Annotated in this window: 30 protein-coding genes; 12 read left to right on the top strand and 18 right to left on the bottom strand. The window is 63.4% G+C overall.

Going from position 1 to position 24801, the window contains the following annotated elements:
- The first annotated feature begins 10 nt into the window (after positions 1 to 10).
- On the top strand, positions 11 to 952 hold the full coding sequence (locus RS9916_RS09075) for a TIGR01777 family oxidoreductase (RefSeq protein ID WP_007099064.1): 942 nt from the start codon (positions 11 to 13) through the stop codon (positions 950 to 952).
- Here the strand turns inward: RS9916_RS09075 and RS9916_RS09070 are convergent.
- From RS9916_RS09070 to RS9916_RS09055, 4 genes are all read right to left on the bottom strand, one after another.
- Complete coding sequence (locus RS9916_RS09070) at positions 894 to 1163, bottom strand: hypothetical protein (protein WP_007099063.1); 270 nt, start codon at positions 1161 to 1163, stop codon at positions 894 to 896. The two genes, RS9916_RS09075 and RS9916_RS09070, sit on opposite strands and share 59 nt — an antisense overlap.
- Positions 1164 to 1186: 23 nt before the next feature.
- Entirely contained in the window at positions 1187 to 2380 is a 1194-nt protein-coding gene (locus RS9916_RS09065; RefSeq protein WP_007099062.1) for a lipid-A-disaccharide synthase-related protein, read from the bottom strand.
- Position 2381: 1 nt separating this feature from the next.
- Positions 2382 to 2765 (bottom strand): hypothetical protein, encoded by a 384-nt coding sequence (locus tag RS9916_RS09060; protein WP_050752318.1) that lies wholly within the window; start codon positions 2763 to 2765, stop codon positions 2382 to 2384.
- A gap of 84 nt (positions 2766 to 2849) precedes the next feature.
- Complete coding sequence (locus RS9916_RS09055) at positions 2850 to 3281, bottom strand: iron-sulfur cluster assembly accessory protein (protein ID WP_007099060.1); 432 nt, start codon at positions 3279 to 3281, stop codon at positions 2850 to 2852.
- A gap of 94 nt (positions 3282 to 3375) precedes the next feature.
- Here RS9916_RS09055 and zds point away from each other — a divergent pair, with 94 nt between their 5' ends.
- From zds to RS9916_RS09040, 3 genes are read left to right on the top strand one after another with little or no spacing between them, the layout of a single operon-like run.
- Positions 3376 to 4848, top strand: coding sequence for a 9,9'-di-cis-zeta-carotene desaturase (zds, locus tag RS9916_RS09050; RefSeq protein ID WP_007099059.1), 1473 nt, complete (start codon positions 3376 to 3378; stop codon positions 4846 to 4848).
- An 8-nt stretch (positions 4849 to 4856) separates the two neighbouring features.
- Positions 4857 to 5306: an SRPBCC family protein gene (locus tag RS9916_RS09045; RefSeq protein ID WP_007099058.1), complete on the top strand. Its 450-nt coding sequence runs from the start codon at positions 4857 to 4859 to the stop codon at positions 5304 to 5306.
- A gap of 16 nt (positions 5307 to 5322) precedes the next feature.
- Positions 5323 to 5874 carry a hypothetical protein gene (locus RS9916_RS09040; RefSeq protein WP_007099057.1) on the top strand — a complete coding sequence of 184 codons (552 nt, stop codon included), beginning with the start codon at positions 5323 to 5325 and terminating at the stop codon, positions 5872 to 5874.
- Here the strand turns inward: RS9916_RS09040 and RS9916_RS09035 are convergent.
- From RS9916_RS09035 to RS9916_RS09015, 5 genes are all read right to left on the bottom strand, one after another.
- Positions 5838 to 6644 carry a uroporphyrinogen-III synthase gene (locus RS9916_RS09035; RefSeq protein WP_007099056.1) on the bottom strand — a complete coding sequence of 269 codons (807 nt, stop codon included), beginning with the start codon at positions 6642 to 6644 and terminating at the stop codon, positions 5838 to 5840. The genes RS9916_RS09040 and RS9916_RS09035 overlap by 37 nt on opposite strands.
- The gene (locus RS9916_RS09030) at positions 6644 to 7852 is read right to left on the bottom strand and encodes a glycosyltransferase family 2 protein (RefSeq protein ID WP_007099055.1); all 1209 of its coding nucleotides are present in this window, start codon (positions 7850 to 7852) and stop codon (positions 6644 to 6646) included. The genes RS9916_RS09035 and RS9916_RS09030 overlap by 1 nt, the downstream gene beginning before the upstream one ends.
- Positions 7853 to 7913: 61 nt before the next feature.
- Complete coding sequence (locus tag RS9916_RS09025) at positions 7914 to 9554, bottom strand: glycoside hydrolase family 3 N-terminal domain-containing protein (protein ID WP_007099054.1); 1641 nt, start codon at positions 9552 to 9554, stop codon at positions 7914 to 7916.
- Entirely contained in the window at positions 9538 to 9939 is a 402-nt protein-coding gene (gene rbfA, locus RS9916_RS09020) for a 30S ribosome-binding factor RbfA (RefSeq protein WP_007099053.1), read from the bottom strand. The genes RS9916_RS09025 and rbfA overlap by 17 nt, the downstream gene beginning before the upstream one ends.
- Before the next feature lie 6 nt (positions 9940 to 9945).
- Complete coding sequence (locus RS9916_RS09015) at positions 9946 to 10152, bottom strand: DUF751 family protein (protein WP_007099052.1); 207 nt, start codon at positions 10150 to 10152, stop codon at positions 9946 to 9948.
- Positions 10153 to 10211: 59 nt separating this feature from the next.
- On the opposite strand from RS9916_RS09015, the gene RS9916_RS09010 reads away from it, so the two are divergent.
- Positions 10212 to 10937, top strand: coding sequence for a glutathione S-transferase family protein (locus RS9916_RS09010; protein WP_038024418.1), 726 nt, complete (start codon positions 10212 to 10214; stop codon positions 10935 to 10937).
- Here the strand turns inward: RS9916_RS09010 and RS9916_RS09005 are convergent.
- The gene (locus RS9916_RS09005) at positions 10849 to 11598 is read right to left on the bottom strand and encodes a DUF6816 family protein (protein ID WP_038023580.1); all 750 of its coding nucleotides are present in this window, start codon (positions 11596 to 11598) and stop codon (positions 10849 to 10851) included. The genes RS9916_RS09010 and RS9916_RS09005 overlap by 89 nt on opposite strands.
- On the opposite strand from RS9916_RS09005, the gene RS9916_RS09000 reads away from it, so the two are divergent.
- Entirely contained in the window at positions 11597 to 11863 is a 267-nt protein-coding gene (locus RS9916_RS09000; RefSeq protein ID WP_007099049.1) for a chlororespiratory reduction protein 7, read from the top strand. The two genes, RS9916_RS09005 and RS9916_RS09000, sit on opposite strands and share 2 nt — an antisense overlap.
- Here the strand turns inward: RS9916_RS09000 and RS9916_RS08995 are convergent.
- On the bottom strand, positions 11814 to 12419 hold the full coding sequence (locus tag RS9916_RS08995; RefSeq protein WP_007099048.1) for a shikimate kinase: 606 nt from the start codon (positions 12417 to 12419) through the stop codon (positions 11814 to 11816). The genes RS9916_RS09000 and RS9916_RS08995 overlap by 50 nt on opposite strands.
- A 55-nt stretch (positions 12420 to 12474) precedes the next feature.
- Between RS9916_RS08995 and RS9916_RS08990 the strand changes: the two genes are divergently transcribed.
- Positions 12475 to 13383: a 6-carboxytetrahydropterin synthase gene (locus RS9916_RS08990; protein WP_038023577.1), complete on the top strand. Its 909-nt coding sequence runs from the start codon at positions 12475 to 12477 to the stop codon at positions 13381 to 13383.
- Positions 13384 to 13388: 5 nt separating this feature from the next.
- Positions 13389 to 14075: a dihydrofolate reductase family protein gene (locus tag RS9916_RS08985; RefSeq protein ID WP_050752261.1), complete on the top strand. Its 687-nt coding sequence runs from the start codon at positions 13389 to 13391 to the stop codon at positions 14073 to 14075.
- Here RS9916_RS08985 and RS9916_RS08980 read toward each other — a convergent pair.
- Positions 14054 to 14494 carry a hypothetical protein gene (locus RS9916_RS08980; RefSeq protein ID WP_232199565.1) on the bottom strand — a complete coding sequence of 147 codons (441 nt, stop codon included), beginning with the start codon at positions 14492 to 14494 and terminating at the stop codon, positions 14054 to 14056. The two genes, RS9916_RS08985 and RS9916_RS08980, sit on opposite strands and share 22 nt — an antisense overlap.
- A gap of 85 nt (positions 14495 to 14579) precedes the next feature.
- Between RS9916_RS08980 and RS9916_RS08975 the strand changes: the two genes are divergently transcribed.
- On the top strand, positions 14580 to 15764 hold the full coding sequence (locus RS9916_RS08975) for a GNAT family N-acetyltransferase (RefSeq protein WP_007099044.1): 1185 nt from the start codon (positions 14580 to 14582) through the stop codon (positions 15762 to 15764).
- A gap of 4 nt (positions 15765 to 15768) precedes the next feature.
- Positions 15769 to 16170 (top strand): DUF4346 domain-containing protein, encoded by a 402-nt coding sequence (locus tag RS9916_RS08970; protein ID WP_007099043.1) that lies wholly within the window; start codon positions 15769 to 15771, stop codon positions 16168 to 16170.
- A gap of 32 nt (positions 16171 to 16202) precedes the next feature.
- Here RS9916_RS08970 and RS9916_RS08965 read toward each other — a convergent pair whose 3' ends face one another.
- Positions 16203 to 17777 carry a B12-binding domain-containing radical SAM protein gene (locus RS9916_RS08965; protein ID WP_007099042.1) on the bottom strand — a complete coding sequence of 525 codons (1575 nt, stop codon included), beginning with the start codon at positions 17775 to 17777 and terminating at the stop codon, positions 16203 to 16205.
- Positions 17778 to 17936: 159 nt separating this feature from the next.
- Between RS9916_RS08965 and RS9916_RS08960 the strand changes: the two genes are divergently transcribed.
- A complete protein-coding gene (locus RS9916_RS08960) occupies positions 17937 to 18029 on the top strand; it encodes a hypothetical protein (RefSeq protein ID WP_038023572.1) in 93 nt (30 codons plus the stop codon).
- 47 nt (positions 18030 to 18076) lie between these two features.
- Here the strand turns inward: RS9916_RS08960 and RS9916_RS08955 are convergent, their stop codons facing one another.
- Positions 18077 to 19300: an MFS transporter gene (locus tag RS9916_RS08955; RefSeq protein WP_007099041.1), complete on the bottom strand. Its 1224-nt coding sequence runs from the start codon at positions 19298 to 19300 to the stop codon at positions 18077 to 18079.
- Positions 19297 to 20694 (bottom strand): 30S ribosomal protein S12 methylthiotransferase RimO, encoded by a 1398-nt coding sequence (gene rimO, locus RS9916_RS08950; RefSeq protein WP_038023570.1) that lies wholly within the window; start codon positions 20692 to 20694, stop codon positions 19297 to 19299. Before rimO ends, RS9916_RS08955 begins: the two co-directional genes overlap by 4 nt.
- Before the next feature lie 133 nt (positions 20695 to 20827).
- Here rimO and RS9916_RS08945 point away from each other — a divergent pair, with 133 nt between their 5' ends.
- Positions 20828 to 21754 (top strand): vitamin K epoxide reductase family protein, encoded by a 927-nt coding sequence (locus tag RS9916_RS08945; protein WP_007099039.1) that lies wholly within the window; start codon positions 20828 to 20830, stop codon positions 21752 to 21754.
- Between the two features lie 18 nt (positions 21755 to 21772).
- Here the strand turns inward: RS9916_RS08945 and nadB are convergent, their stop codons facing one another.
- The 3 genes from nadB to RS9916_RS08930 all read right to left on the bottom strand — a co-directional run bounded on the left by nadB (position 21773) and on the right by RS9916_RS08930 (position 24793).
- Positions 21773 to 23458: an L-aspartate oxidase gene (gene nadB, locus RS9916_RS08940; protein WP_007099038.1), complete on the bottom strand. Its 1686-nt coding sequence runs from the start codon at positions 23456 to 23458 to the stop codon at positions 21773 to 21775.
- An 83-nt stretch (positions 23459 to 23541) separates the two neighbouring features.
- Positions 23542 to 23919 (bottom strand): photosystem II complex extrinsic protein PsbU, encoded by a 378-nt coding sequence (gene psbU, locus RS9916_RS08935; protein ID WP_007099037.1) that lies wholly within the window; start codon positions 23917 to 23919, stop codon positions 23542 to 23544.
- 112 nt (positions 23920 to 24031) lie between these two features.
- The gene (locus RS9916_RS08930) at positions 24032 to 24793 is read right to left on the bottom strand and encodes a DUF3120 domain-containing protein (protein ID WP_007099036.1); all 762 of its coding nucleotides are present in this window, start codon (positions 24791 to 24793) and stop codon (positions 24032 to 24034) included.
- Positions 24794 to 24801 lie beyond the last annotated feature (8 nt).

Below are 24801 nucleotides of genomic sequence, written 5' to 3'. Positions count from 1 at the left end.
TCCGCTTCCCATGCGTCTGCTCCTGCTCGGCTGCACTGGTTTGGTCGGACGGGAGCTGGTTCCAACCCTTCAGGAGGCAGGCCATCAGCTGACGTTGGTGAGCCGGCGTCCCCGCACCGCCGTGAGCTGGGCGCCCGAACAGCAGGTCGAGTGGGTGCAATGTGATCCCGCCCAGGCCAGCAGCTGGGCGCAGGGCGGTGCTCTTCAGCAGGCGCTGGCCACCGCTGAGGGGGTGGTGAACCTGGCCGGTGAACCGATTGCTGAGCAGCGATGGACGCCGGCCCATCTGCAGCTGCTCCACGACAGTCGCATTGCCACAACCCGCCATCTGACCGCAGCAATGGCGGCCCTGGCCACGCCCCCGGCTGTGCTCGTGAATGCCTCCGCCGTGGGCTTCTATGGCACCAGCGAACAGGCCAGTTTTGCTGAGTCGAGTGCTGCTGGCACGGATGTGCTCGGCTCCCTCTGTCGCGATTGGGAAGCCGCCGCCGCGGGTCGCCCGCAGACCACCCGGCTGGTGGTGGTGCGCATTGGCATCGTGCTGGCGGCCGATGGTGGTGCCCTGGGCAAGATGCTGCCGATCTTCCGCGCTGGTTTCGGCGGCCCGATCGGCTCAGGGCGTCAATGGATGAGCTGGATCCATCGCACCGATCTGTGCGCCCTGATTCAGACCGCTCTCACCGACAGCAGCTGGGACGGGGTGGTGAATGGAGTGGCTCCCCAACCCGTGAGCATGGCCAGCTTTGCCTCCACGCTCGGACGTTGCCTGGGACGCCCCAGCCTTCTTCCCGTGCCCGGCCCGGTGCTGCATCTGCTGTTGGGCGATGGCGCCCGGGTGGTGCTTGATGGCCAGCATGTGCGGTCGGAGCGTTTGCCTCAGCTCGGGTTCAGCTTCAGCTATCCCGATCTGCCTGAGGCCCTCGCCGCTGCCACCACGACGCAATCCCGCTGACGAGCGCTGAGGCGATCAGCAGGCCAATGGCGGGCGTGAACAGGGGGTCCCAGAGCTGCTGGAACAGATGCAGGGGGCCTTCGACTCCCTGGCTGCTGGCCACAATGGCGATGCCGAACCAGCCGGCCCCCGCCAGCACCAGGAACACATCCACCACCAGCAACCGGTCGAGCCAGAGCTTCCAGGTGGGTTGATCAGGGGTCGACGGCATCGCTGGCGAGAGTTGTTGGGGGGTTAGGGCTTGATCAAGGCCGTGATTGCAGCAGCCATGCGTGCAGCCCCGCCCATGCTGCCCAGCCGTTCATCTGCCTGTTGGCGGCAGCGTTGCTGGAGAGATGGATCCTGGCTGCTGCGTTCGAGCAGCTGCAACGCCAGACGCGCGCTGGCATCGAGGGTGCTGGCTGATCCACTGTCGCCTTCCGCGCAGAACACCGTGGGGCCCAGCAGCCGTCGCTGGGCCTCAGCGAAGCTCGCGGTGAATTGTGGCCCTGCGCCGGCGATCTGGAGCACTGGCTTGGCCAGACCCACCGCCTGTTCGGCAGCGGTGCCGGCCATGGAAATCACCAGATCAGCGCTTTGGAGCACGGAGGTGAACTGGCCCCGGCGCACGTGAACGCGGTGGGATCCCTTGATCAGGGTCATGCTGTTGTCGGCCTCCCGCAGCTGCCAGCCGAGGGGCGTTGTCAGGGCGTTCAGCGCGGCATCATCCAGGGCGCGAATCAGCGCCAGGTCGATGGCCAGTTCGCCGCTGCTGATCAGGGGTGCTGGTAGACGCTGAATCAGCGCCAGCAGTAGCTGCAGGTTGTGTTCGAGTTCAGGCCGTCGGCTGCCGGGCAGCAGGGCGATCCGCCGCCGGCGGGCGGGCAGTGCTGGGGCGGCTGCCAGCACCGGGTCCATGAAGGGGTTGCCGAGAAACTGCACCGGCCGGCCCAGTTGGCTGCTGAGGTCGTCGGCGGTGAGCAGATCGCGGCTGTAGACCGCTTGGAAGCGGGGATGGCTGAGGCAGCTGCCGCAGGGCCACGGCAGGTTGAGGCGCCCCTCGTAGTGGCTGGAGTAGGCCACCAGGTATGTGGCCACGGGCCTGCCGCTGAGCCAGGCCGCCATCACCGGGATCACATCGCCGATGACCACCACCAGTGCGTAGCGCTTGCGGATCCGCAGCAGGCGCAGCAAGGCCTGAAGCAGATGCAGCACCTGCCCCTGAATCAGCTCGGTGAGGCGGCCGCGCCAGCTCGTGTAACCAAGCCCGCCGGTGCTGTATTCCCGGGTGTTGGCCACCACGGGGATCGCGGCGTCCCGGTAAGGATGACCACCACCCACCAACGGCAGGGCCTCGACCTGATGGCCGCAGGTCTTGAGAGCTTTGCCCAGCAAGGCGCCGGAGAGGTCCTCCCCGTGACCATTGCTCAGCAGCAGCAGCCGTGCCACTTCAGATCTCCAGCCAGCTCTTCACCTTGGTGAGGGCAGGCCAACCCGGCTTGCGGGCCAGGCCGTCGGCAATCGAGGCCTGCAGTTCCTGAGTCACTTCCGGCGCCACCGCAAGAATTTGCTGCACCACCTGGATGTGGTCGCGCACCCCTTTGGCCTGGGTTTCGAGCATGGCCACACTCAAGTTGATGCGGGCCTGGGGGTCCTGGCCGTTCAGTTTCACGGCGAAGCGGGCAGACCGCAGTGCCTCTTCGGGCTGGTCGCAGAGCAGTTGCAACCAGGCCAGACAGGTCCAACCCGCCGACTGCCGGGGGGCTGCATTGGTGATGGCGATGAAATCGTCCAGCACGTCACTGGCTGCAGCTCCGTCCTGGTAGCGGGCCATGGCCTGCTCGAACAGGCTTTCCTCGTGCGACTCGGTCACCGTGCGCGTGTTGTGGCAGTGACCTCAGATTCCCATGCAGCCGGTTCAGACCGCGAAGGAGCTGCCGCAGCCGCAGGTCTGGCTGGCATTGGGGTTGGTGAAATTGAACCCGCCACCGATCAATGCAGTGCTGAAGTCGAGCTGCATTCCGTAGATGTAAAGCAGGCTCTTGGGATCGCAGACCACCTGGAAATCAGCGCCATCGGGAGCGGTGTAGTCGTACACCTCATCCCCGTCTTCGATCTCGCTGCTGGGCACGAAATCCATCGTGTAGCTCATGCCGCTGCATCCGCCGGAGCGCACACCCACGCGCAGAACCTGGCTTTCGCCCTGTTCGCGGCAGAGCTTGGCAAGCTGTTGCATGGCCGGGTCAGTGATCTGGATGCCTTTGCCGTCCCTTGCGGTGTGGGGCGCGGCCATGTCCGATCCGCTGACGGGGCTCTCAGATGTGCCGCTGGAGGGGACGGATGCGGTCATGGTGTGGGAATCAGTCCGTTCTCCGTACTGTATTGAGGCCCATTCCGGGATGGCGCATTCATAGAGTCGTGAAGTTTTTTGGCGGGAGCAGCCGGTGCAGGTCGCGATCGTGGGTGCGGGTCTGGCTGGATTGGCCGCGGCTGTGGATCTGGTGGATGCTGGCCACCAGGTGGATCTCTACGAAGCACGTCCCTTCATGGGCGGCAAGGTTGGCAGCTGGGTGGATGACGGTGGCAATCACATCGAAATGGGATTGCATGTCTTTTTCTTCAACTACGCCAACCTGTTCGCCCTGATGCGCAAGGTGGGAGCGATCGACAACCTTCTCCCGAAGGATCACACCCACCTCTTCTGCAACAAGGGCGGTGATCTGCGTGAGCTCGATTTTCGTTTCGCTCTCGGCGCTCCCTTCAACGGCCTCAAGGCGTTCTTCACAACCCCCCAGCTCACCTGGATTGACAAGCTGCGCAATGCGTTAGCCCTTGGCACGAGCCCGATTGTGCGTGGCCTTGTGGATTACGAAGGCGCGATGCGCACGATTCGTGCCCTTGATTCCGTCAGTTTCCAAGATTGGTTTGTGGGCCATGGCGGAAGCATGGAGAGCATTCGCCGCATGTGGAATCCCATTGCCTACGCCCTGGGGTTCATCGATTGCGAGGCGATCTCCGCCCGCTGCATGCTCACCATCTTCATGATGTTTGCGGCCAAAACCGAGGCTTCAAAGCTCAATCTGCTCAAGGGGTCGCCCCATCGCTGGCTCACCGGTCCGATCCTGGAGTACATCCAGGCCCGTGGAGCCAAGCTTCACCTCCGCCACCGTGTCAAAGAGGTGCACTTCAGCGAGGGCGCGTCGCCTGAAGTGACGTCGCTCACCCTGGGTACCCCTGATGGAGAGATTCAGGTGCAGGCTGATGCCTACCTGGCTGCCTGCGATGTGCCCGGGATTCAGCGTTTGTTGCCTGAGGCCTGGCGTCGTTTCCCTCAGTTCGAGGCGATCCACAAGCTGGAAGCGGTCCCTGTTGCCACTGTTCAGTTGCGGTACGACGGCTGGGTGACGGAGCTGGGTGACGAGCAGGTGCAGGAACAGCGCCGCCGTGATCTGGCCACTCCCGCTGGGCTCAATAACCTGCTCTACACAGCAGATGCAGATTTCAGCTGCTTCGCTGATCTGGCCCTGGCCAGCCCTGAGGACTACCGCAAGGAAGGGCAGGGGTCCCTTCTTCAGTGCGTGCTGACACCCGGCGATCCCTGGATCCCCAAGGGTGTGGACGAGATCGTCGCCCACACCGATGCCCAGGTGCGCGCGTTGTTCCCGTCGGCTCGCAACCTCAAGCTCACCTGGAGCAACGTGGTGAAGCTGGCCCAGTCGCTGTATCGCGAAGCCCCTGGCATGGAGCCCTTCCGGCCTGATCAGCGCACACCGGTGTCCAACTTCTTCCTCGCCGGCAGCTACACCAAGCAGGACTACATCGATTCCATGGAGGGAGCCACCATGAGCGGTCATTTGGCAGCGGCTGCCATCCTGGGCCGGTCGGCCAGCCTGGCCACCAATGCCGCTGTTGCCTGAACGAATCCATGGGACGTTGGCTTGAACACACTGTCACCACCGAGGTGAACGCTCCCGTGGCGCGGGTCTGGGCGGTTTGGAGCGACCTGGAGGCGATGCCGCGTTGGATGCGCTGGATCGAATCGGTCAAGACCCTGGATGATCCTGACCTCACCGACTGGACTCTGGCGGCCCAAGGCTTTCGCTTCAGCTGGAAGGCGCGGATCACCACCCGGGTGGAGGCGCAGCAGCTGCATTGGGAGTCGGTGGGTGGATTGCCCACCAAGGGAGCGGTGCGGTTCTATTCCGAAGCGTCCGATCGCACGGCTGTGAAGCTGAGCGTGACCTACGAACTCCCAAGGGTCTTGGCACCCCTGATGGAACCAAGCATCCTGGGGGGGATCGTCACGAAAGAACTGCAGGCAAACCTTGACCGATTCAGGGATCTGGTGGAGAGCGATTACGCCGTTTCGGCCTAAACGGCTAGCGAGCCTGTTGCTGACGCTCGTGGCCGTGGGCTGCAGTGGCCAACAGGTCAATGAACCCGCGTCGTCCCAGTCGCAGCCACCATCCCAGTCCCAGCCTTCGAATGCTGGGACAAGCTCTTCTGGTGCGAAGCCCGACCCGGAACCCCCGGTGGTGAGTCCTGCGACCCCACCGGCCGCCCTCACTCCCTTACCGACCACGGCCCAGGTGCAGGGGTCGGTCAGTCGGGGCCGTGTCGACCCCTTTGCTCCCCTGACAGGCGCTTCGGCGGGTTCTTCAGCTGCCGTTGGTGGGGGTGAGAGCACCACGGCCGCAGCGTCGGCTGGCCTCAGCCTTCAGGGGGTGCTGGCGGTGGGTGGCCAGGTGCAGGCGTTGGTGCGCACCGCGTCGGGCTCTGGACCCGTCTGCCTGGGGCAGGCCGGTCGTTGCAAGGGCATCAAGACTCCCTTGCTGCCCAAGGAATGGTCTGTGCTGTCGATCGACCTTCCGAGCGGTTGTCTCACCTATGCGGTGGATGGCAAGACTCAACCCCCGGTGTGTTTGGCGGAGCCCAAGGCCTGAACACAGGCCTGCACCAGCCCGGCAATGTCGTGGGGGGTCGCTTCCGCATCGACTCGGCCCATCACCTCCTGGCACCGTTGGCTGGTCTGTGGCCCGATCGAGATGATCTGGGTGGATGCCAGCAACTGGCGCCAGTCGGGCCCAAAGCGGGCCTCCAGTAACTGGGCGGTGTGGGTCACGGTTTTACCGCTGCTGAAGCTGATGGCGGCCACCTCGCCAGATGCCAGCGCAGAGGCTGCCGCTTCAGGGATGTGGTCCGGGCAGCGGGATTCGTAGGCGGCCACCTCCACAACCCGGGCACCCGCTTCTCCGAACGCTTCTGCCAGCACGGTGCGTCCGCCGCTCTGCACCCTGGGGATCAGCAGCCGCAGCCCCCAGCCTGAGACGGGGAAATGCTCAATCAGGCTGTCGGCCACAAAATCCGGCGGCACGAAATCAGCGGGTGCTCCCAGTTGCTCCAGCAGGGCCGCTGTCTTGCGGCCCACAGCCGCGATGCGCAAGCTGCCGGGGCGTCGGGCCAGGCTTTGCCCGAGACGCTGCAGCCGTTCTTCCACAGCCCGCACACCGTTGGCGCTGGAGAACAGCAGCCAATGGAACTCATCCAGTTCGTCGAGGGCATCGTCCAGGGGCCCCCACTCATCCGGCGGGCCGATCACCAGGGCTGGCAAATCGATCACCTGGGCGCCCAGCTGTTCCAGCTGCCTGCGCCCTTCCCCCTGTTGTTCCTGGGCCCGCGTCACCAGCACCGTGCGGCCTTCGAGGGGGAGCATCAGGCACCCACCTCATCCAGCTTCACCATTCCCTGCACCTGCTTGTAAAGCGCTTCTGCTTCCTCTGATCTTCCTTGGTCGTCCAGCAGGGCGATGGCCACGCGGAAGCCCTTGCGGGCGCCATCGATATCACCGCCAAGGAGCAGGGCCACGGCCAAGTTCTGGTGGGTTTCGGGGTGGTCGGGGTGACGGTCGAGGGCTGCGGCATAGGCCCGGATCGCCGCGGCGATGTCGCCCTTGCGTCTTTGCATCAGGCCGAGGTTGTACCAACCGAGGGCCACTTCCGGTGCCTCTTCGGTGGCGATGGTGGTTAGGCGGATGGCCTCATCGAGTTGATCGGCTTCCATCAGCAGGGTCGCCAGGTTGAGGCGGGCCCCAAGGCTGAGACGCGCTTCCACAGGGAGGTCAAGGGCTTGGCGATAGGTGGTGATGGCCTGGGCTGGATCTTGATCCCGCTGGGCGATGGCCAGGTGGAGCAGCAGTTCGTAGCGTTCAGCGGCCCGCTCGCCAGCGTCCTTGAGGGCGGCAAGACCTTGCTGCAGCAGGTTGATACCTCGTTCCCGCTGGCCTGAAGCCACCTCCAGGGCGCCGAGTTTGGCGCAGGCATAGGGATCGCCTGGGTGGGCCTGAAGCCATTGCTCCATGGCGTCTCGCAGCCGTGCCGCTTTGTCGCTGCCGGCCAGGAGTTCGGGCCTGTAGCCGTCATGGAGCAGGGCTGGAGTGCCGCAGTTCACGATCCGCCAGTGGGGCTCATCCCTGAGCACAGCTTCGACGCTGTCGTCGATCATGGAGTGATAGGGCCGGCTCCACTGCAGGCGTGGATGGCGCCGGAACAATCGGCTGACACTCGAATAAGGAGCCATCGCCGCGCCCCGCTCAAAGCGGAGCAGATTGATCACCAGCACATCCGGCTGGGCCATCAGCTCCTTGAGGGCCGGAATCGCTTCAGGCACGAGCTGTTCATCGGCATCGAGCACCAGCACCCAGTCGCCAGTCACCAGCTCCAGGGCTGCATTGCGGGCGGGTGCGAAATCACCGGGCCAGCTCTGCTGTTCCACCCGGGCGCCGGCTGCTTGCGCCCGCTGCACGGTGTCATCCCGGGAGCCGGTGTCGACCACCACCATCTCGTCCACCAGATCCCGCACCGAGGCCAGGCAGGCTTCGATGCGCTCGGCCTCATCGCGAACGATCATGTTGAGGCTGAGCATGGAAGCAGAACGGCTGGCGCCGAGGTTACGGCCCTTGCTCGGCGTGTGCTGGCTGGGCGGGTCAGTCGGTGAAGCCTTCCCCAGGGCCGTCCGGTTCCGCTGCTTCAGCGCCCTGGTTGCTGATCAGGCCACTGAGCACCAGGGCCTGGGCCTCGGGCATCTGGCCTGGGGAGTAGGCCGCTGGAATCGACGGGGCGAGCCTGGCGCGCAGACTCTCCCAGGCGTAAGGGCTGCCGTAAACCACTAGCCCGGCCAGCCGCTCGGCTGCCTGCAATTGACCCAAAGCTGCTTCCCAGGGTTCCTGCTGTTCTCGTCCGGCGCGGAACGGATTGCCGCGTAGGAACAGCTGCAGCAACACCGGCCCTGCCCCCAGGCGGTCCAAGGCCAGTGGCGCGTCGGGGTGGTTGGTCTCCCAGATCGACAGCGCGCCCGGGTGGGTGATCAGTGCGCGGAAGCCCGCCTGCTCCGGTTGTTTCAGGCCTGGTGCCGTTGCCGGGAGCTGGGGGCAGGCCAACACGCCATCGATGCGAATCAGATTGATGCCTTGCGCAGCGCCCAGGGGGTGCAGCTGGGGGCCCTGACGCTCGCAGGTGAGCTGGAGTAGGGCCTCGCTCAGGGCCCGTTCGTCTTGCCGTTCCAGTTCCAGTGCCCCTGTCTCGCATTCGCTGGCCTCTGCGACCTTGGCCAGGGCCCTCTGCCGACGCTCCACGCTGGCGTCCAGCCGCTCCCGGGGAATCCTCCCGCTGCGAAGCCCATCGCAAATCGCTGTGATGGCGGCGTCCGCGTCTTCCGGCATCAGGATCAGATCCGCCCCTGCTTCAAAGGCCAGCAGGGCGGCATCGCCTGCACTGTGATGGGCCCGGATCGCCTCCATCACAAGGGCATCGGTCACCACCAGGCCTTGAAATCCCAGTTGATCGCGAAGGAGATCGTTGAGCACTGCCTTCGACAGCGTCGCGGGACGGTCGGGGTCAAGGGATGGAATCTGCAGGTGGGCCGTCATCACGCTGTCGATGCCGGCTGCAATTGAGGCACGAAAAGGAGCCAGTTCCAGTTGCTCCAGTCGTTCCCGCGTGTGGGGGATCACCGGCAGCTGGAGATGGGAATCTTCAGCGGTGTCGCCGTGGCCAGGAAAGTGTTTGGCGCAGGCCAGCACGTTCTCCTGCTCCACGCCCTTCTGGAAGGCCAGGGTGAGGCGCGTCACCGTGTCCGGGTCATCTCCCCAGGCCCGCACGTTGATCACGGGATTGGCAGGGTTGTTGTTGACATCCACGATCGGTGCCAAGACCCAGTTCAGGCCGCAGTGGCGTGCTTGGCGTCCGGTGCAGCGGCCGAATTGCTCTGCCAGGGCTTCGGCCCGTTCGGGGTCGTTGGCATGCAAGCGCGCAAGTGCCATGGGCGGCACCAGCCAGGTGGCGCCTTCGAAACGCTGACCGACCCCTTCCTCCACGTCAGCGCAGAGCAGCAGCGGGCCTTTAGCCCAGTTCTGGAGCTGTAGGCAGCGTTGCCGTAGTTCCACGCTGCTGCCACCCAACAGGATGACCCCACCCACGCCGCTTTCGAGCAGTCGCTTCAGTTCGGCATTGGCCAGCTCCCATCGGGGATAACGCCGTTGCCGGTCCCCGGCATGGCCACTGGCTCGCACCACCAGCAGGCTGGCCACCCGCCGGCGCAGAGCCTGCGCGTCAAGCGTCCTCGACATCGCTGCCAGGGGGAATCTCGCCCCGTTCCTCCCGCTCGTCCTCGAGGCGGTTCAGCAGGTTGAGCACCGACGTGCCCTTCTCAATGCCGCGATCCAATTGGAACACCACTTCAGGGGCGCGACGCATCTGCAGTCGTCGTCCCAGCTCCCCCCGCAGGTAGCCACTCGCGGCTTGAAGACCCTCCAGGACCTGCTGCCGCTGCTCCTCTTCGCTGTAGATGCTGACGAAGATCTTGCAGTGCTGGAGATCTCCACTCACCTCCACCTCTGTGATGCTCACCATCCCTTGATGCACCCGCTCATCACGGATGCCATTGATCAAGAGTTCACTGGTTTCGCGCCTGATCAGGGCCGCGACCCGCTCCACACGCCGTCCCGGTGCCATGGCGACTCAAGCCAGAGGTGATGAAGTCACCATGGCACGCAACACCAGGCCCATGCTGATCATTCCGCTGATCAGCGCGCCGATGAGGGCCACCGCGGTGACGGGGTTGCTGCGTCGCCGCGCCAGGGGCTCAGCAACGGAATTCATCACCCCAAGGGTGAAGGCGATCAAATAGCGCGGATAGCGCGTCACGTTGACGAAAAACTCGCGCATGCAGCTGGCGAACGTTGGAATCTGATGGCTACTCTGCCGGTCGCAAGGCAGGTCTGGCCATGTTGGAGCTCCATCAGTTCCGTCACTCCGCCTTTTGCTTGAAGGTGCGGATGATTCTTCAGGCCAAATCCCTGAGTTATCGGGTGGTGGAAGTCGTTCCCGGTGTGGGGCAGATCGATGTGTTCCGGTTGTCGGGCCAGCGCCAGGTGCCCGTGTTGGTCGATGGCGACACGGTGGTGGCCGACTCCAGTGCCATCGCCCGCCATCTCGAGACCCTGGAACCTGATCCGGCCCTCCTTCCCTCCGATCCCTGGCACCGGGCCCAAGCGCAACTGATCGAAGATTGGGCGGACACCACCTTGGCCGCTGCTGCCCGAATGGCCCTGGCCCAGGCAGCGGTGGGTGATAACGCTCTGCGGGAGGCCTTACTGCCCGATGGGTTGCCGTCGCCCGTGCGTCAGACCGTCGCGGCTCTGCCGGGTGGGTGGTTACAGGGGCTTGGCGAGGTGGTCGACCAGGGGGGGCGCGCTGAGATGCTCGCCAGCCTGATCGCAATCGCGGATTCCGTGGCGCTGAAGCCCTGGTTGGTGGGTGACACCCTTAGCCTTGCGGATATCGCCGTGGCGGCTCAGGTGTCGTTGCTGCGTTTCCCGGCGTCTTCCGGAGAGCTGCTCGCCGGTCAGGGAGTGGCAGGTCTCAGTGATCACCCCCGCTTGCAGCCTTTGTTCCACTGGCGCGATCAGCTGGAAACGCAGTTGATGCAGTCGGATCCGGCTGCCGTTTGAGTGTCAGTCGGTAGTGACTCAGGTGCAGTGGCGCGGCCGTGATGTCCTCGCCGGGGGGGCTGTAGCGCGCCTGCCACTGCTCGGCGCAGATGCCGTCATCGCAGCGTTCATAGCGGCTGAGGGTCTCGATGCGGCTGATGCGGGGCGCTCCAGGGCCATGGAGGATTTGCAGCACCAGCTCATCGCTGACAAATGTGGGCTGATCGAGAGGGCTCTCGCGTCTGCCGATCACGGTGGTTTCCAGTTGCCGGTCGTTTGAGAGCCGTGCCAATTGGCGGTTCACCTGACCCGGTGCTTGCTCCACCGCCAGCAGCTGGTCCCCCAGCACCGCGCTGCCAATGGCGCGGGCATTGAACTTGCGATCGCCAACCACGGCGCCCCTGCTGGTGCTGGTGGTCCCGAAGCGGGCGAGATGGTCAAGCGTGCTGTCGTCCTCGAGGTCGGTGCTCTCCACCCGCCAGGTCCCCTCGAACCAGGTCGGATACACCAAATCCTGCTGTGCCCGGGGCCGCGGCAGTGGGGCGGGGAGCTGCCAGTTGGGCCAGGCCTCCAGGCGCTCGGTCAGCCAGCCATCAGCGGCCCAGGCGGCAGGCAGGGGAGCAAACAGCAACACCTGCAGCCCCAGCAGGCCGATGATCATCGTCAGCAGTCGTCGCCCCATGTCTGATCCCCTGATCCGTGCCTGTGATCACTACGTGGTGCTGGAGCCCGGTCAGCCGGAGCAGCTGCTCAGTGCCGACGACACCCTGGCATGGCTCGAACGGCACCTGCGGTGCCTGGATGCATTACCGGAAGACCTCAGTGGGCTTGGCTCATCCGCCGCCGCTGCGCAGCGTCTTTTGGAAACGGCCTGTGATTTGGAGTTGCAGCCAGGCCTCAACCTGCAGTGGTTTGCGGTGCGCCTGGACCCCCCGACGCAGGGGTGAGGATTGAGGGCAGGGCATCCAACACCATGGTTGCCACCTGCTCAGGGGACTGATCGCCCACGCTGAGTTGGAGATCTGCTTCTGAATAGAGGGGCGTGCGCGCCTCCAGCAGCGCATCCAGTGCTTCGGCAGGACTCTCGGTCTGCAAGAGCGGCCGTTGGGTGCTGTCGTTCTGCAGTCGAGCCAGAAGCCGGTCCCGTCCTGGGTTGAGCCAGATCACGATGCCCTGATGCAGCACGCCCCAGTTTTCTGGTTTGGTGACGACCCCTCCGCCGGTGGCCACCACCAGGGAATGGCGTTGGCCAATGGCCTGCAGAACCTGGGCTTCGATGGCGCGGAAGCCGTCTTCGCCGTCTTCGCTGAAGATCTGCGGGATGGGCCGACCGGCCACTTGTTCGATCACGGGGTCGGCATCCACGAAGCCGTAGCCGAGCTGCTGGGCCAGGGGACGGCCACTGCTGCTCTTGCCGCTGCCCATCATTCCCACCAGATAAAGGTTGCGGCCCCCCAGGCGGGAGCGAAGGGGGTGGGGCCCGTTCTGGGGTTGGTCGGTCATGCCTGCTCGGTCGCGCCGCTGGACTCACTAGGATGCCCCCTTGACTGATCGCGCCATGACAGAAGCTCCCCATGGGCGTGGCCGCGGCTGTGTCATCACCCGACGAGCGTGTTTCAGCTCCAGCCATCGCTATTGGCTGCCCGAACTCAGTGCCGATGACAACGCTGCCCGTTTCGGCCCCTGCGCCATCGCCCCCGGCCATGGACATAACTATGAGCTGATCGTGTCGATGGCTGGTGCCCTCGATGCGGACGGCATGGTTCTCAATCTCTCGGATGTCAAACACGCCATCCGCTCGGAGGTGACTGGCCAGCTGGATTTCCGCTTCCTCAATGAGGCGTGGCCGGAATTTGACCTCTCTCAACCTCAGGGGTGTCTGCCCACCACCGAAGCCCTCGTGCGGGTGATCTGGCAGCGGCTTTCCCCTCACCTCCCCTTGGTCGCCCTGCGGCTGCATGAATCTCAAACCCTCTGGGCTGATTACCTCGGACAAGGCATGGACGCTTACCTGACCATTCGCACCCACTTCGCTGCCGCCCACCGGCTGGCCCGTCCAGAACTCTCCCAGGAGGAGAACGAGGCGATCTATGGCAAATGTGCCCGTCCCCATGGCCACGGCCACAACTATTTGGTGGATGTGACCGTGCGGGGCGCGATTGATGCCCGCACCGGCATGGTCTGCGACCTGGCCGCTTTACAGCGTTTGGTCGATGACCTCGTGGTGGAGCCCTTCGACCACACCTTCCTCAACAAGGACGTTCCCCATTTCGTGGATTGTGTTCCCACGGCTGAGAACATTGCCCTCCACATCGCCGATCAGTTGTCCGCCCCAATTCGCGCGATTGGAGCCCAGCTGCACAAGGTGCGCCTCCAGGAGAGCCCAAACAATGCCGCTGAGGTCTACGCCGAAGTGCCCCAGCTCGAGATGCAGCCCGCTGCTCTTGAGGCGGTGATGGCCTCCTGATTCCGTTGCCCCTCAGGCCGACTGTTCGTCTGGTGCTGGCCGTTAGCCTTGACGGCCGCTTGGCCTTTCCTGGTGGAGGCCCAGCGCAGTTGGGTGGAGCGGGTGACCGCCAAGTCTTGGAACAGGCTTTGGCCTGGGCCGACGGTTGCTTGATGGGTGCCGGCACGCTGCGGGCCCATCACTGCACCTGTCTGATTCGTGATTCCGGGTTGCTGGAGGAGAGGGCCAAAGCGCAACGTTCTCCTCAGCCGACTGCGTGCGTGGTCAGTCGATCGGCCACCCCCACCTTCCCCGAGGAGTGGCCTTTTTTTCAGCAGCCTTTGGAGCGTTGGTTGCTGCATGGGGAAGAGGCCGCGGCTCCTTCGGCAGCGCCCGCCGGGTTCTCGCAACGCTTGGCGATGGGAGCCACATGGCAGGAGACCCTCACCCAGCTCACGGCTCAAGGGATGCAACGCCTGGTGCTGCTGGGCGGTGCCTCCCTGGTGGCGTCATGCCTCCAGGATGATGCCGTGGATGACCTGCAGCTCACACTCACGCCGCGGGTGGTGGGCGGAGAGCACAGCTGGGTGCCGTTTGATGCTGCTGGCTTACCCCCATCTCTGGCGAGCTCCGATGCCTGGATCCTGCAGGGTGCGGAGCGGCTGCAAGAGGATGAACTGGTGGTTCGCTATCAGCGTCGGCGCTCCCCCTGAAGCTGACGAAGCAATCCCTCGAGACTCCCCTGGCCATCCGCGGGTAAGCCCATCAGGGAGCTCACACAACGCCGGATCACGAGCGTGGAGTTGTCGCCCACCGTGCCGCGAATCAATTCGCTGAGCAATTCCAGTTCCCGGCCACTGCGGCCCGCTTCGCGGATCAGGCATTCGCTCATCGGTTTGGCTGCGGATCGGCAAGGTCCCTTCGCCAAGGTCTCGATCCCCTCCAATCCTCCGGTGGCTTCGCCGACCAGGCTGGTGCACGTGTCGGTGAGCTCAGCCTCCAGCCGAGGTCGAAGCATCTGCAGCACCGGTTGCAGCAAGCCTGCTCGGGCTGCCTGGGGGCTGGTTCCTAGCCCCAGGGTGAGCATGGTGATCACCAGGGCGACGCGGGCGGGAGTGGCGGAACTGTTCACAGCGGTGATCACCGCAAACCACCACTCTGCGCCCGCTGGGGCGCGTGATGGTTAACGTCGCCCAACAGACCCCTCACCGCTGGCTATGACCGCGCTGTCTGCCCGCTGGCATCGTTCACTGCGGGACATCCCCGAAGCCCAGTGGCAGGCCCTGGTGGGGGAGCACGTCATTCCCTTCTACCGCTGGGATTGGTTGGTGGCCTTGGAGGAATCCGGCAGCATCGCGCCGGATCAGGGCTGGCAACCTCTGCATCTTTCTCTCTGGCGTGGAGAGCAGCTGGTGGCTGTGGCACCTCTGTATCTGAAGGGCCACAGCTATGGCGAGTTTGTCTTTGATCAGGTCTTTGCCCGTCTCGCTGCAGACCTCGGAGAGCGTTACTACCCGAAGCTGGTAGGCATGAGCCCGGTTAGTCCGGTGCAGGGATATCGCTTTCACATTGCCGCGGAGGAAAACGCTTTAGAGCTCACAGCGTTGATGCTGCAGGTGATTGATGAGTTTGCTGGCCGCAACGGCATTCTCAGTTGCAATTTCCTCTACGTGGATCCGCAGTGGCAGCCCCTGGCGGAAGCCGCCGGCTGCGCCACCTGGGTTAACCAACAGAGTTTGTGGACGGCAGACGGGCAGCAGACCTTCGCGGATTATTTGGCTGGCTTCAATGCCAACCAGCGGCGCAACATCAAACGCGAACGGCGCGCGGTGCAGCAGGCGGGGATCACCGTGACGGCGTTAACCGGTGAGGCGTTGGATGCGGAGCTGCTGCAGCGCATGCACGGCTTTTACGAACAGCATTGCGCCCGTTGGGGGATGTGGGGCAGCAAATACCTTGAAGCCGCTTTTTTTGATCAGCTGGCCAGTCCTGCGCTTCGGGATCAGGTGGTGCTGTTCAGCGCTCACCGCGGTGATCCCCGTGATCCGGTGGCGATGTCTCTCTGTGTGCACGATCGGCAGCAGCTCTGGGGCCGTTACTGGGGCAGTGAAGAGGAGATCGACTGTCTCCATTTCGAGGTCTGTTACTACGCCCCGATTGAGTGGGCGTTGCAGAACGGTCTGCACAGCTTTGATCCAGGTGCAGGCGGTAGCCACAAGCGTCGTCGCGGGTTTGTGGCTCGGCCCCATGCCAGCCTCCACCGTTGGTACCACTCCGGAATGGATGGGCTGATCCGTCAGTGGTTACCGCAGGCCAATGGGCTGATGGCCGAGGAAATCGAAGCCATCAACGCGGAGTTGCCGTTCAAGTCAGAGCCGCCAGCCCTGGAATTTGTAGGGTGAAGTGATGGTTGATCTCTCCCAGACCGTTGCCAGACCTGAGGCTCGCAAGGCCTTGGATGATCAGCTGTCGCAGCGGTTTATTGCCCTTGATCCCGCTGGGTATTTCCTGATCAAGCTCGATCGTGAAACGGCGGAGCTGGTGGTGGAGCACTACCGCAACGACGTCGACGAGCGGGGCCTGGCCACCGATCCCGAAACGGGTGAGGTGCTTAGCTGCCGCGGGTCTGGGCCGCGGACGGCAGCAGCGGTGTACCGCGCACGTACAGCGAAAGAGATGGGCATCCAGCTCACGGAAGGAGATGGTCCCCATCCACTGAGCTGCCTTGATCACGCCTTGTATCTGGGTCGTGAACTGCAGCGCGCTGAACTGGCGCTGCTCACAGGGATTGATTACGTGCAGGATTAACCAGCAACCGGAACCGGCTTGGTTCCGATTGCTCAGACCGGCTGAAGTTCGCGGGTGTTCCGGGGTTCTTCAGGAGGCAGGGATTCCAGCTGTTCGCGGATTTCCCGCTGCACAATGGCGCGGTATTCCATGAAGTGTTCGTTGTGAGCGAGCACCACCAGGAATTGCTCAAGCATGGCCGGGTTTTTGCGGGCCATGCTCAGCATGTAGCGCCAGAAGCGGGTGCGGGTGCCGCGTTTGATGCCTTGGCGCCAGACCACGATCGAGAGGGCGCGGAGGTCGGTGAAGGTGGGCAGTTTGGCCTTCCCTTTCCACCGAGGGGCGCCCATCTTGAGGTAGTAGGAGTACACGCGATCCATGTAGGCATTCGGCTCGTAGAGAGCGCAGAAAGCCTCCACGTACTCGTTGGCGATGTCGCGGATCGGACGAGTGGGTTTGAAATTGAGCAGGTTGGTCTGGTTGACCCCCTTGGCTGCATCCTTGTCTTGAATCAGGCGCCCCTCTTTCTCGAGACGGTGCCAGAGGGCCGTATTCGGCAAGGCCTGGAGCATGCCCATCATGGCGGCGGGAATGCCGGTGCGGGTTACAAAATCGACGATGCGCTTTCCGGCACCATCCTTTTCGCCGTCGAAGCCGATGATGAAGCCGGCCATCACCCGGATGCCATTGGCGGTGATGCGATCGACTGCCGCATCCAGGGGATTGCGCGTGTTCTGGACTTTGCGAGCCGTTTCCAGGCTGGATTCGTCAGGGGTTTCGATGCCGAGGAACACGCTCTCGAAGCGTGCTTCATGCATCATGCGCATCATCTCCTCGTCGTCAGCAAGGTCGACAGACGCCTCGGTGGCGAAGCTGAAGGGGTAGCCCCGTTCTTCCTGCCAGGTCTTGATCTGGGGAAGCAGCAGTTTGGCGTTGCGCTTGTTGCCGATGAAGTTGTCATCCACCAAGAAGATGGAGCGCCTCCACCCCAACTCGTAGAGCCGCTGCAACTCGGCCACCAGCTGTTCGGGGGTTTTGGTGCGGGGCTTGCGTCCGTAGAGAACGATGATGTCGCAAAACTCGCAGTTGAACGGGCAGCCCCTTGAGAACTGCACGCTCATCGAGTCGTAGGCATCCAGCTCAAGCAGGTCGAAACGGGGCACCGGCGTGGCGGTGACGTCGGGCTTGTCGCCTTCGGCGCTGAAGCGGCCACTGCGTTCACCGCGTTGGATGGCTTCGACAAACTGAGGGAGGGTGATTTCGCCCTCGTCCAACACTTTGAAGTCAGCGTCCGCGATTTCCGGAGCGTCTGGAGTGGAGCTTGCGTAGGGGCCTCCGACGGCCACCAGCAGGCCACGGCGCTTGGCCTCTCGGATCTGCACCTGCATGTCGTCCTTCTGGACGATCATTCCGGAGATCACCACCAGTTCGGCCCACTGCCATTCGGCTTCGGTGACTTCCCGCACGTTGCGGTCCACCAGCTTCATCTCCCATTCCTGGGGGAGTAGGGCCGCAACGGTGGCCAACCCCAGGGGTGGCAGCAGCACCTTGCGGTTCACCAGTTCGAGGATTTTCTCGTAGCTCCAGAACGTCTTGGGGAACTGGGGGTAGAGAAAGAGGGTGCGCATGGTGAGATCGCGACGGGGCTGGAATTGAGCAGAAGCAGGTCGCCGGCGATGGGCGCAGACCCGTCCGAATTCAGGACTTTGAATGCATCAACCTTAAGGCGTATCTGGCAAAGACCGGCCCCGGGTCTGATCTAATGGGTCTGTCTTGCCATCACTGCCGTGGGCGTTGTCATTTATCTGGGTCTCGTCGGTGCCGGTCTGGTCACCGCTGCTGTGATCAGTGGCGTGCTGCGTGGGATCAAGTTGATCTGAGGGGTTCACGCCCCTTTCTTGGTCCACGTCCCAGACCCGGTCAGCTATTAGCACTGCTCTTCGAGTGTGCTTCCGCCGCGTTTCCAAATCTCCCAACTCGCAAGTGCAAGCCCGACGCCTCCAGTAATGGCGAAGGTTTGGTTCAAGCCGAGGTTTGTGGCGAGCAGTGCTGCAAGCAGGCCACTGAGTCCCCCGCCACCGAGGAAGGCAATCTGGCTGAGACCGGCCATTCGGCCACGGATGACCTGTGGAGATCCCACCTGGGTGACCAAGTTGGCGCTGCTCAGCAGACCTGCCGTTCCGGCTCCGATTAAAAAAGCCATTCCCAGCACCACGGCCATCGAACCGCCTCGGGACATCCCTAGCTGGGCCACGGCTGTGATCAGTGCGAAACATCCCAGAGTGCGGGCAGGACGGTGACTGAACCTGTGGCTGTTGCGTTGGAGCACGATGCCGCCGGTAATGCTCCCTGCCGCCAGCACGCTCGTGAACAATCCCAGATCTCGGGGGTCTGGTCCCAGGGTGTCGGCTGCAATCAGAGGTGCCAGGCCTGGATGGAAGAAGCCCACAACACAGATCAACGCTGTGAACTGCAAAACGTGGCGCAGCACCGGACCGCACTCGTTCCAGGCGGCCTTCAACGTGGTGCTCTCGGCATTGTCGCTGCGCTGCTCAAGGCTTCTATTGGGTTTCAGCAGCCAGATCACGCTCGCGATGGGTAGTAGGTAGCTGAGGGCATCAAGGCCCAGCGCCATGGCTGGTCCTGTGAGGGCAACGAGCCAGCCACCGATGGGGGGACCCACCAGCTTGCCCACGTTGAAGACCACTGAAAAGCTGGTGAGGTAGGGGGCCAGCTGCTGGGGTGAGTCCACCAGCAGAGCGCAGTATTTGTTGCGGGCAGTGAGTTCGTAGGCCCCGGCAATGCCCGTGAGCAGGGTGCTGCTCAACAGCATGACCACCTGGGCTTGGCCCGAGAGCAAAGGAATGGCCAGGGCACCGAGCAGGCCTGCCCCCAGCAGGGCCCATTGCGCCTGCACCAGCACTCGTTCACACCCGATGCGATCGGTCCTGACCCCTGCGGGTCCGCTCACCAGCAGGGTGGGCAGGGACAGGGCAGCAAAGTGCAGTGCCAGGAGCATGGCGTTCTGCGTTCCGCTCATCAGAATCCAGCCCTTGGCGGTGAGGCCGGCGAACGACCCTGCTGTGCTCAGGCCGGAAGCAAAAAGGAAGAGGTTGCGTTGCTGTTGATGCCAGTCGAGGTGGCCCCTCACGAGGCTCCGCGTGCTGCCGCCACCATGTCGGCGGCGCCCACGATCCGTCCGGTGAGGTCGTAGACGTCGGCCCCTGTGATCAACACCGGCACCATGGTTCCGGGTCCGGCCTGGATGCCGTTGTCTCCCGGTTGCACCAGCACCTCTCCATCCACCTCTGGAGCGAAGCGTGCGCAGCGGCCAATCATTTCGCCGGTGGTGGGGTTGTGCTGTTCGATCAGTACATCCACTGTGCGCCCCACCCAGCTGGCGTTGCCCGCAGCCGAAATCGGTTGCTGCAGACCCATCAATTTGTCCTTGCGGGCGATGGCCACCTCTTCAGGTACGTGGTCTGGAAGGGTGGCTGCCGGTGTGCCGTCTTCAGGGGAGAAGGTGAAGACGCCCACATGGTCGAAGCGCTGACGCTCGATGAACGAGGCCAGATGCTCGAACTGCTCTTCGGTTTCGCCTGGGAAACCCACAATCAAGGTGGTGCGCAGCACGGCATCCGGCAGTTGCTCACGGATCTGATCCAGCAGGCGTTCGTTCACGTCGGCCTGCCAGGGGCGGTTCATGGCCCGCAGCACATCAGGATGGCTGTGTTGAAGAGGTAAGTCGAGGTAGGGCAACACGTTGGGGACCTCTCGGTATGCAGCCAGCACGTCGGGGGTGAGTCCCGTGGGGTAGGCGTAGTGCACGCGGATCCAGGGAATCTCCACCTCGCCAAGGGCCCTCAGGAGATCTGCCAGCCGAGGCTTTCCATAGAGATCCAGTCCATAGTTGGTCGTGATCTGGCTGATCAGAATCAGCTCTTGCACACCCTGTGCCGCCAGCTGATGGGCTTCGGCCACGATCGATTCAATCGGCCGTGAGCGCTGGTCGCCGCGAAGGTGGGGAATGATGCAGAAGGCACAGCGGTAGTCACAGCCCTCGGCCACCTTCAGATAGGCCACGGCTTCGCCAGTGGTGCGGTATCGCGGCAGGTTTTCGTCGCCCACAAAGGTGGGGTTTTCGCTCACCTGTTTGACGCGCTCTCCAGCTTCGACCCGCTTGAGCACATCCACGATGTGCTGGTAGTCACCTGTGCCGACGATCGCCTTGGCTTCCGGCAACGACTCCAGCAGTTCGTCCTGGAAATGTTGGGCCAGACAACCCGCAATAATCAGCTCCTTGCCCTGTTCCGCCAGACCGACCAGAGTGCGCACGGATTCTTCCCGGGCGTCCTGGATGAAACTGCAGGTGTTGACGACCACCACATTGGCGTCGTTCTCATCACTGCTGACGCCATATCCAGCTTCTGAGAGCAGCCCGAGCATGTGCTCGGTGTCCACTCTGTTTTTTTCGCAGCCCAGATGCGCGAAAGCAACCGTGGGCCGTGCGGCCTGAGCGCTTGCTGTCGTCGCGTCGCCGCCCATGGGCTGGAACTCGTAATTCTTCACCTTACGGTTGCGCCTCCAATCGCAAGGCGCAGCCGTGTGTTCATGGCGAGGCGGCAGCCTGAACAACGCCGCAATCCCTGGCAAACTTGCGGTCATCTGATTCGCCTGTATGGCCACCACGCGCCTCACCAGTCGCCGCCGCCAGGACCCTGGATCGAAGTGGGTCCGGATTGCGATGGCGGTCCTGGCCACTGTGGGTTTGATCGACACCGGTTCGATCACCCTCAAGCGTTGGGGGCTGCTTGGTCAGCTCACTTGCCCCGTGGGTGGCGATGGTTGCGACAAAGTGCTCAACAGCCCCTGGGGCACGTTGTTTCAGGGCGATGGATTCAGCATCCCGCTGTCGTTCGCTGGCCTACTGGCTTATCTGGCCGTGCTGGTGATGGCCATCGTTCCTCTCCTCCCTGGTCTGTCGGAGAACAAAGCTGACCTCTCCCGCCGTACTTGGTGGGGGCTGTTCACGGTCTCCCTGTCGATGGCCGTTTTCAGTTTCGTGCTGATGGGCTTGATGGTGTTCAAGATTGACGCCTTCTGTTTCTTCTGCGTTCTCTCAGCCACCATCTCGGTGATTCTCTTGGTGTTGGCAGTGGCCGGAGGCGGTTGGGATGATCCCGCGCCTCTGCTGTTTCGTGGAGTGCTGCTGGGGTTGGCGGTGCTGCTCGGGAGTTTGATCTGGGCTTCGGTGGTTGATCCGAACCGGCCCGATGGTCGTGCTGCTCCAGCGCTGACCACAACGAGTTCCCCGGCCAAGGTGGCCCTTGCCGAGCATCTGACTGCTGAAGGTGCCGTGCTTTACACCGCCTATTGGTGCCCTCATTGCACGGAACAAAAGGAAATGTTTGGCCAGCAGGCTGCCGAAAAGCTGGATGTGGTGGAGTGCGCTCCAGATGGGGTGAATGGTCAGCCCAAACTGTGCGAGAAAAAGGGCATCGAGGGTTTCCCCACCTGGGAAATTGACGGGACGCTCGATTCCGGGGTCAAGCCTCTGGATGAGCTCGCCAAGTTGTCTGGCTACCAGGGCCCTGCCGATTTCTGATCCATCGAGGGTTCAGGTTTAAGGGTTGACTGGGCGGGTGTGAATCATCCGCCCTTTTTGTTGGCGTGAGTGGCATTGCCAATGCGGTAACGCCACTGGAGCGTCACTGCGGAAATGGCCGCCGCGGCTTTCCTTCCGGAACAGGCAGGCCTCCAGTAGCAGCGCACTGGTGCGTTGGCGGTGGTTCAGGTCCAGCAGCAGGTTGAGGTCACGCCGACTCGGTTCCTCCAGCAGGAACTGTTGATCAGTGCGCTGACTGTTCATTAATGAAAGTGCTTCTTCCTGCTCGAGCCGGGGCATGGCCCGGAGTGTTGCCGCGAGCACCTCTCGCATCCCGGGCACGGAGCGGTCCACACCGGCCACTGCCCAGCATTGCTTGCGCAGCTGATTGATCCCCCGCTTGAGCTCTGTTGCGTTCTGGCTGCTGACCAGGTTCGTGCGAAGCGCTGGAGGCGCGGCTGTTAATTGGTCCAGGCTGCGGCGGTCGCTCTGCGACCACAGCGGCAGGTCGATGTCTCGCAGTTGCCTGGCATAGACCAGGCATTCCATCAGTGAATTGCTGGCCAAGCGGTTGGCGCCATGCACGCCAGTGCAGGCGGCTTCGCCAACGGCATACAGGCCCTGCACATTGGTGGCGGCATGGGCATTGGTGGCGACTCCACCCATCCAGTAGTGGGCTGCCGGAGCGACAGGAAGGGGTTGTTCGAGGGGATTCAGACCGAATTCCCTGCAGTGCTCAAGAATCGTGGGGAAGCGGCGCTCCGCCTGGCTCCGAGGGATCGGGCGCAGGTCAAGCCCGACATGGTCGGTGCCGGCGGCACGCATGCTGCGCACCAGCGCGCGACTCACCTGATCCCGGGGGGCAAGATCTCCTCCTGGAAGGCCGGCCACGGGGCTGTTGCCAGTGGCATCCACCAGCACACCACCTTCACCACGCACCGCCTCGGATATCAGGAAACAGGGAGCCCCAGGTCGATGCAGAGCAGTGGGGTGGAACTGAACGAATTCCAGGTCTTCAATGGCGGCGCCGGCCTGCCAGGCCAGTGCCACGCCCTCACCGGCTGCCTGGGCGGGATTGGTGGTGTTGGTGTAAAGGTGGCCCCCTCCGCCGGTGGCCAGCACGACAGCCCGCGCCCGAATCCAGTGCAGCAAGGGCCCATCTAGCACCTGCACGCCGCAGCAGCGGCCGTCTTCCACCCAAAGCTTGCTGACGCGAACACCTCGCCTGTGAAGCAGGCCTTCGCGTTGCTCCACGCGCTCCCGCAACACATCGACCAGGGCTCGCCCCGTCTGATCCTGCACATGCAGCACCCGGTGATGGCTGTGGGCCGCTTCAAGGGTGGTCGCCAGGCTGCCGTCACTGTTGCGATCGAACGCCATGCCGACCTGGAGCAGTCGCTCGACGCATTGGGGGGCATGGTCCACCAGCAGGCGTACTGCATTGCCATCACACAACCCAGCCCCTGCCTGGAGTGTGTCGGCGGCATGACTGGCGGCGCTGTCGTCCGGTCGCGTCACCGAGGCGATGCCCCCCTGGGCCCATCGGCTGGATGAGCGACGGCTGGTGTTGCGATTGAGCAGCAGGACCCGCAACCCTTGAGGCAGTTCAAGGCAAGTCATCAGCCCTGCCGCACCGGCACCCACCACCACCACATCCCAGGGGCCTGGAGGAATGGGCTCGCCAGTGGAGGGGTGGGATCTCATGCCAGAACCAAAAAAACCGCCGGGAGCTCCGGCGGTTTTTTCAAGGGTGATTGAACGCGAGAGGTCGTGATCAGATCAACCGATCAACGGTATTGACCATCGTTGATGCGGTCGAAGCCTTCATTCAAGGCAATCGAGGGGGCAGTGACGACGAAATTGTCGCGGTACTTGCTGAACAGCTCTTTCTGACGCTCGGTCAGGTCAAGGCTCAGCACATCGTCAACGCTGTCGTAGGGGCCACCTAGCACGATTTTGCCGGCGAGGGTGGGATACATGCCGGGGAACTGCTGGAAGCGGCGCACTGAAGAGTTGTTCAGGTCCACCTTGTCGCCGCGCTCAGCGATCTTGTCGTCGGCAACGTTGCGAATCTCATCGGCATAGGCCGCTTGGGGAAGGACTAGCCCCAGCAGCAGGCCTGTCATCACCACAACACCAGTCAGCCAGGAGACCAGCCGCTTCATCGGAACACTCCGTTAGGAATCGGAACGAGACTTCCGGCATCGCCGGTAGAGGCACCATACAAGTCAGTCCTGGCCAAATCCCTGCTCTTGTGACCAGCTTTTGCAGTTCGTTTCAGATCAGCCCACTCAGGCTTGGGTGAATCAAGGCCAGCACCAGGAAAAGGCCATCAACCATCACGGTGGTGATCAGCACGGACGCCGCGACAGCCCAACTGTCGGCATGGATGATGCCGGAGCTGCCCCGTCGGTGCATCCAGCGCGCTGAACTCAGAATCAGGGTTGCCAACAGGGCGATGACCCCAATGGCGAGAGGCTGCTCGAGCGAGGTCGCTGCGGAATGGAGCAGTGGGCTGGCCTCATGCAAGGGGGCTTGTACCACTGCGGGCCAGAAACGCATCACTCCGGTCAGCGCCATGGCGAGATCGGTAAGGGCTGTTCCGACCAGAGACGAGAGATAGAACGCGCATCCAAGCCTCCATCGACTGCCAAGGCCAGCAAGAGCAAGAGGCAGGGCAATGGCTTCGACGGGGAGGTGCCAACTCGGATGCGCCCTTAGCCATCCCCAGAACAAGCTCCCAGCCAGCCAACTGCCACAAAACCCCAGCAGCAGAGACCCAGCTTGATGTCGGCCTTTGGCTTGCTGCCATCCCAGCGGAATGGCAACCGCCAGCAAGACCACCGTGAACAGGCAGGCACTGAAGGGGTTGAGCCGCACCCAAGGAGCCTGCAAAAAGACAGGAAGCACCACTAAGCCAGCGGCCCAGAGCTGAATCTGGGACTGGGATTCAGCCTTGAGACGCGGCTCTTGGGTCAGGGGAAGCTCCCTGAGCAGGCGACGATCCAGCGCTTCGGATTGGATCAGGCCGCTTGGCAAAAGGAGAG

Source organism: Synechococcus sp. RS9916 (assembly GCF_000153825.1).
Classification (GTDB): domain Bacteria; phylum Cyanobacteriota; class Cyanobacteriia; order PCC-6307; family Cyanobiaceae; genus Synechococcus_C.
The sequence above is the reverse complement of the archived record's forward strand: the minus strand, read 5'-3'. Positions and strand labels throughout refer to the sequence as shown.

What these genes read in the sequence shown, in the direction of transcription:
- rbfA (WP_007099053.1), bottom strand. Translation starts at nt 9,939, where the DNA reads ATGGCACCGGGACGGCGTGTGGAGCGGGTCGCGGCCCTGATCAGGCGC.
- nadB (WP_007099038.1), bottom strand. Translation starts at nt 23,458, where the DNA reads ATGAGATCCCACCCCTCCACTGGCGAGCCCATTCCTCCAGGCCCCTGG.
- RS9916_RS09030 (WP_007099055.1), bottom strand. Translation starts at nt 7,852, where the DNA reads ATGCTCAGCCTCAACATGATCGTTCGCGATGAGGCCGAGCGCATCGAA.
- rimO (WP_038023570.1), bottom strand. Translation starts at nt 20,694, where the DNA reads ATGGGCGGCGACGCGACGACAGCAAGCGCTCAGGCCGCACGGCCCACG.
- RS9916_RS09010 (WP_038024418.1), top strand. Translation starts at nt 10,212, where the DNA reads ATGTTGGAGCTCCATCAGTTCCGTCACTCCGCCTTTTGCTTGAAGGTG.
- RS9916_RS09025 (WP_007099054.1), bottom strand. Translation starts at nt 9,554, where the DNA reads ATGTCGAGGACGCTTGACGCGCAGGCTCTGCGCCGGCGGGTGGCCAGC.
- RS9916_RS08995 (WP_007099048.1), bottom strand. Translation starts at nt 12,419, where the DNA reads ATGACCGACCAACCCCAGAACGGGCCCCACCCCCTTCGCTCCCGCCTG.
- RS9916_RS09075 (WP_007099064.1), top strand. Translation starts at nt 11, where the DNA reads ATGCGTCTGCTCCTGCTCGGCTGCACTGGTTTGGTCGGACGGGAGCTG.
- RS9916_RS09055 (WP_007099060.1), bottom strand. Translation starts at nt 3,281, where the DNA reads ATGACCGCATCCGTCCCCTCCAGCGGCACATCTGAGAGCCCCGTCAGC.
- RS9916_RS08975 (WP_007099044.1), top strand. Translation starts at nt 14,580, where the DNA reads ATGACCGCGCTGTCTGCCCGCTGGCATCGTTCACTGCGGGACATCCCC.
- RS9916_RS09015 (WP_007099052.1), bottom strand. Translation starts at nt 10,152, where the DNA reads ATGCGCGAGTTTTTCGTCAACGTGACGCGCTATCCGCGCTATTTGATC.
- RS9916_RS09060 (WP_050752318.1), bottom strand. Translation starts at nt 2,765, where the DNA reads ATGGCCCGCTACCAGGACGGAGCTGCAGCCAGTGACGTGCTGGACGAT.
- RS9916_RS08945 (WP_007099039.1), top strand. Translation starts at nt 20,828, where the DNA reads ATGGCCACCACGCGCCTCACCAGTCGCCGCCGCCAGGACCCTGGATCG.
- RS9916_RS08970 (WP_007099043.1), top strand. Translation starts at nt 15,769, where the DNA reads ATGGTTGATCTCTCCCAGACCGTTGCCAGACCTGAGGCTCGCAAGGCC.
- psbU (WP_007099037.1), bottom strand. Translation starts at nt 23,919, where the DNA reads ATGAAGCGGCTGGTCTCCTGGCTGACTGGTGTTGTGGTGATGACAGGC.
- RS9916_RS09005 (WP_038023580.1), bottom strand. Translation starts at nt 11,598, where the DNA reads ATGGGGCGACGACTGCTGACGATGATCATCGGCCTGCTGGGGCTGCAG.
- RS9916_RS09035 (WP_007099056.1), bottom strand. Translation starts at nt 6,644, where the DNA reads ATGCTCCCCCTCGAAGGCCGCACGGTGCTGGTGACGCGGGCCCAGGAA.
- RS9916_RS08990 (WP_038023577.1), top strand. Translation starts at nt 12,475, where the DNA reads ATGACAGAAGCTCCCCATGGGCGTGGCCGCGGCTGTGTCATCACCCGA.
- RS9916_RS09000 (WP_007099049.1), top strand. Translation starts at nt 11,597, where the DNA reads ATGTCTGATCCCCTGATCCGTGCCTGTGATCACTACGTGGTGCTGGAG.
- RS9916_RS08965 (WP_007099042.1), bottom strand. Translation starts at nt 17,777, where the DNA reads ATGCGCACCCTCTTTCTCTACCCCCAGTTCCCCAAGACGTTCTGGAGC.
- RS9916_RS09045 (WP_007099058.1), top strand. Translation starts at nt 4,857, where the DNA reads ATGGGACGTTGGCTTGAACACACTGTCACCACCGAGGTGAACGCTCCC.
- RS9916_RS09070 (WP_007099063.1), bottom strand. Translation starts at nt 1,163, where the DNA reads ATGCCGTCGACCCCTGATCAACCCACCTGGAAGCTCTGGCTCGACCGG.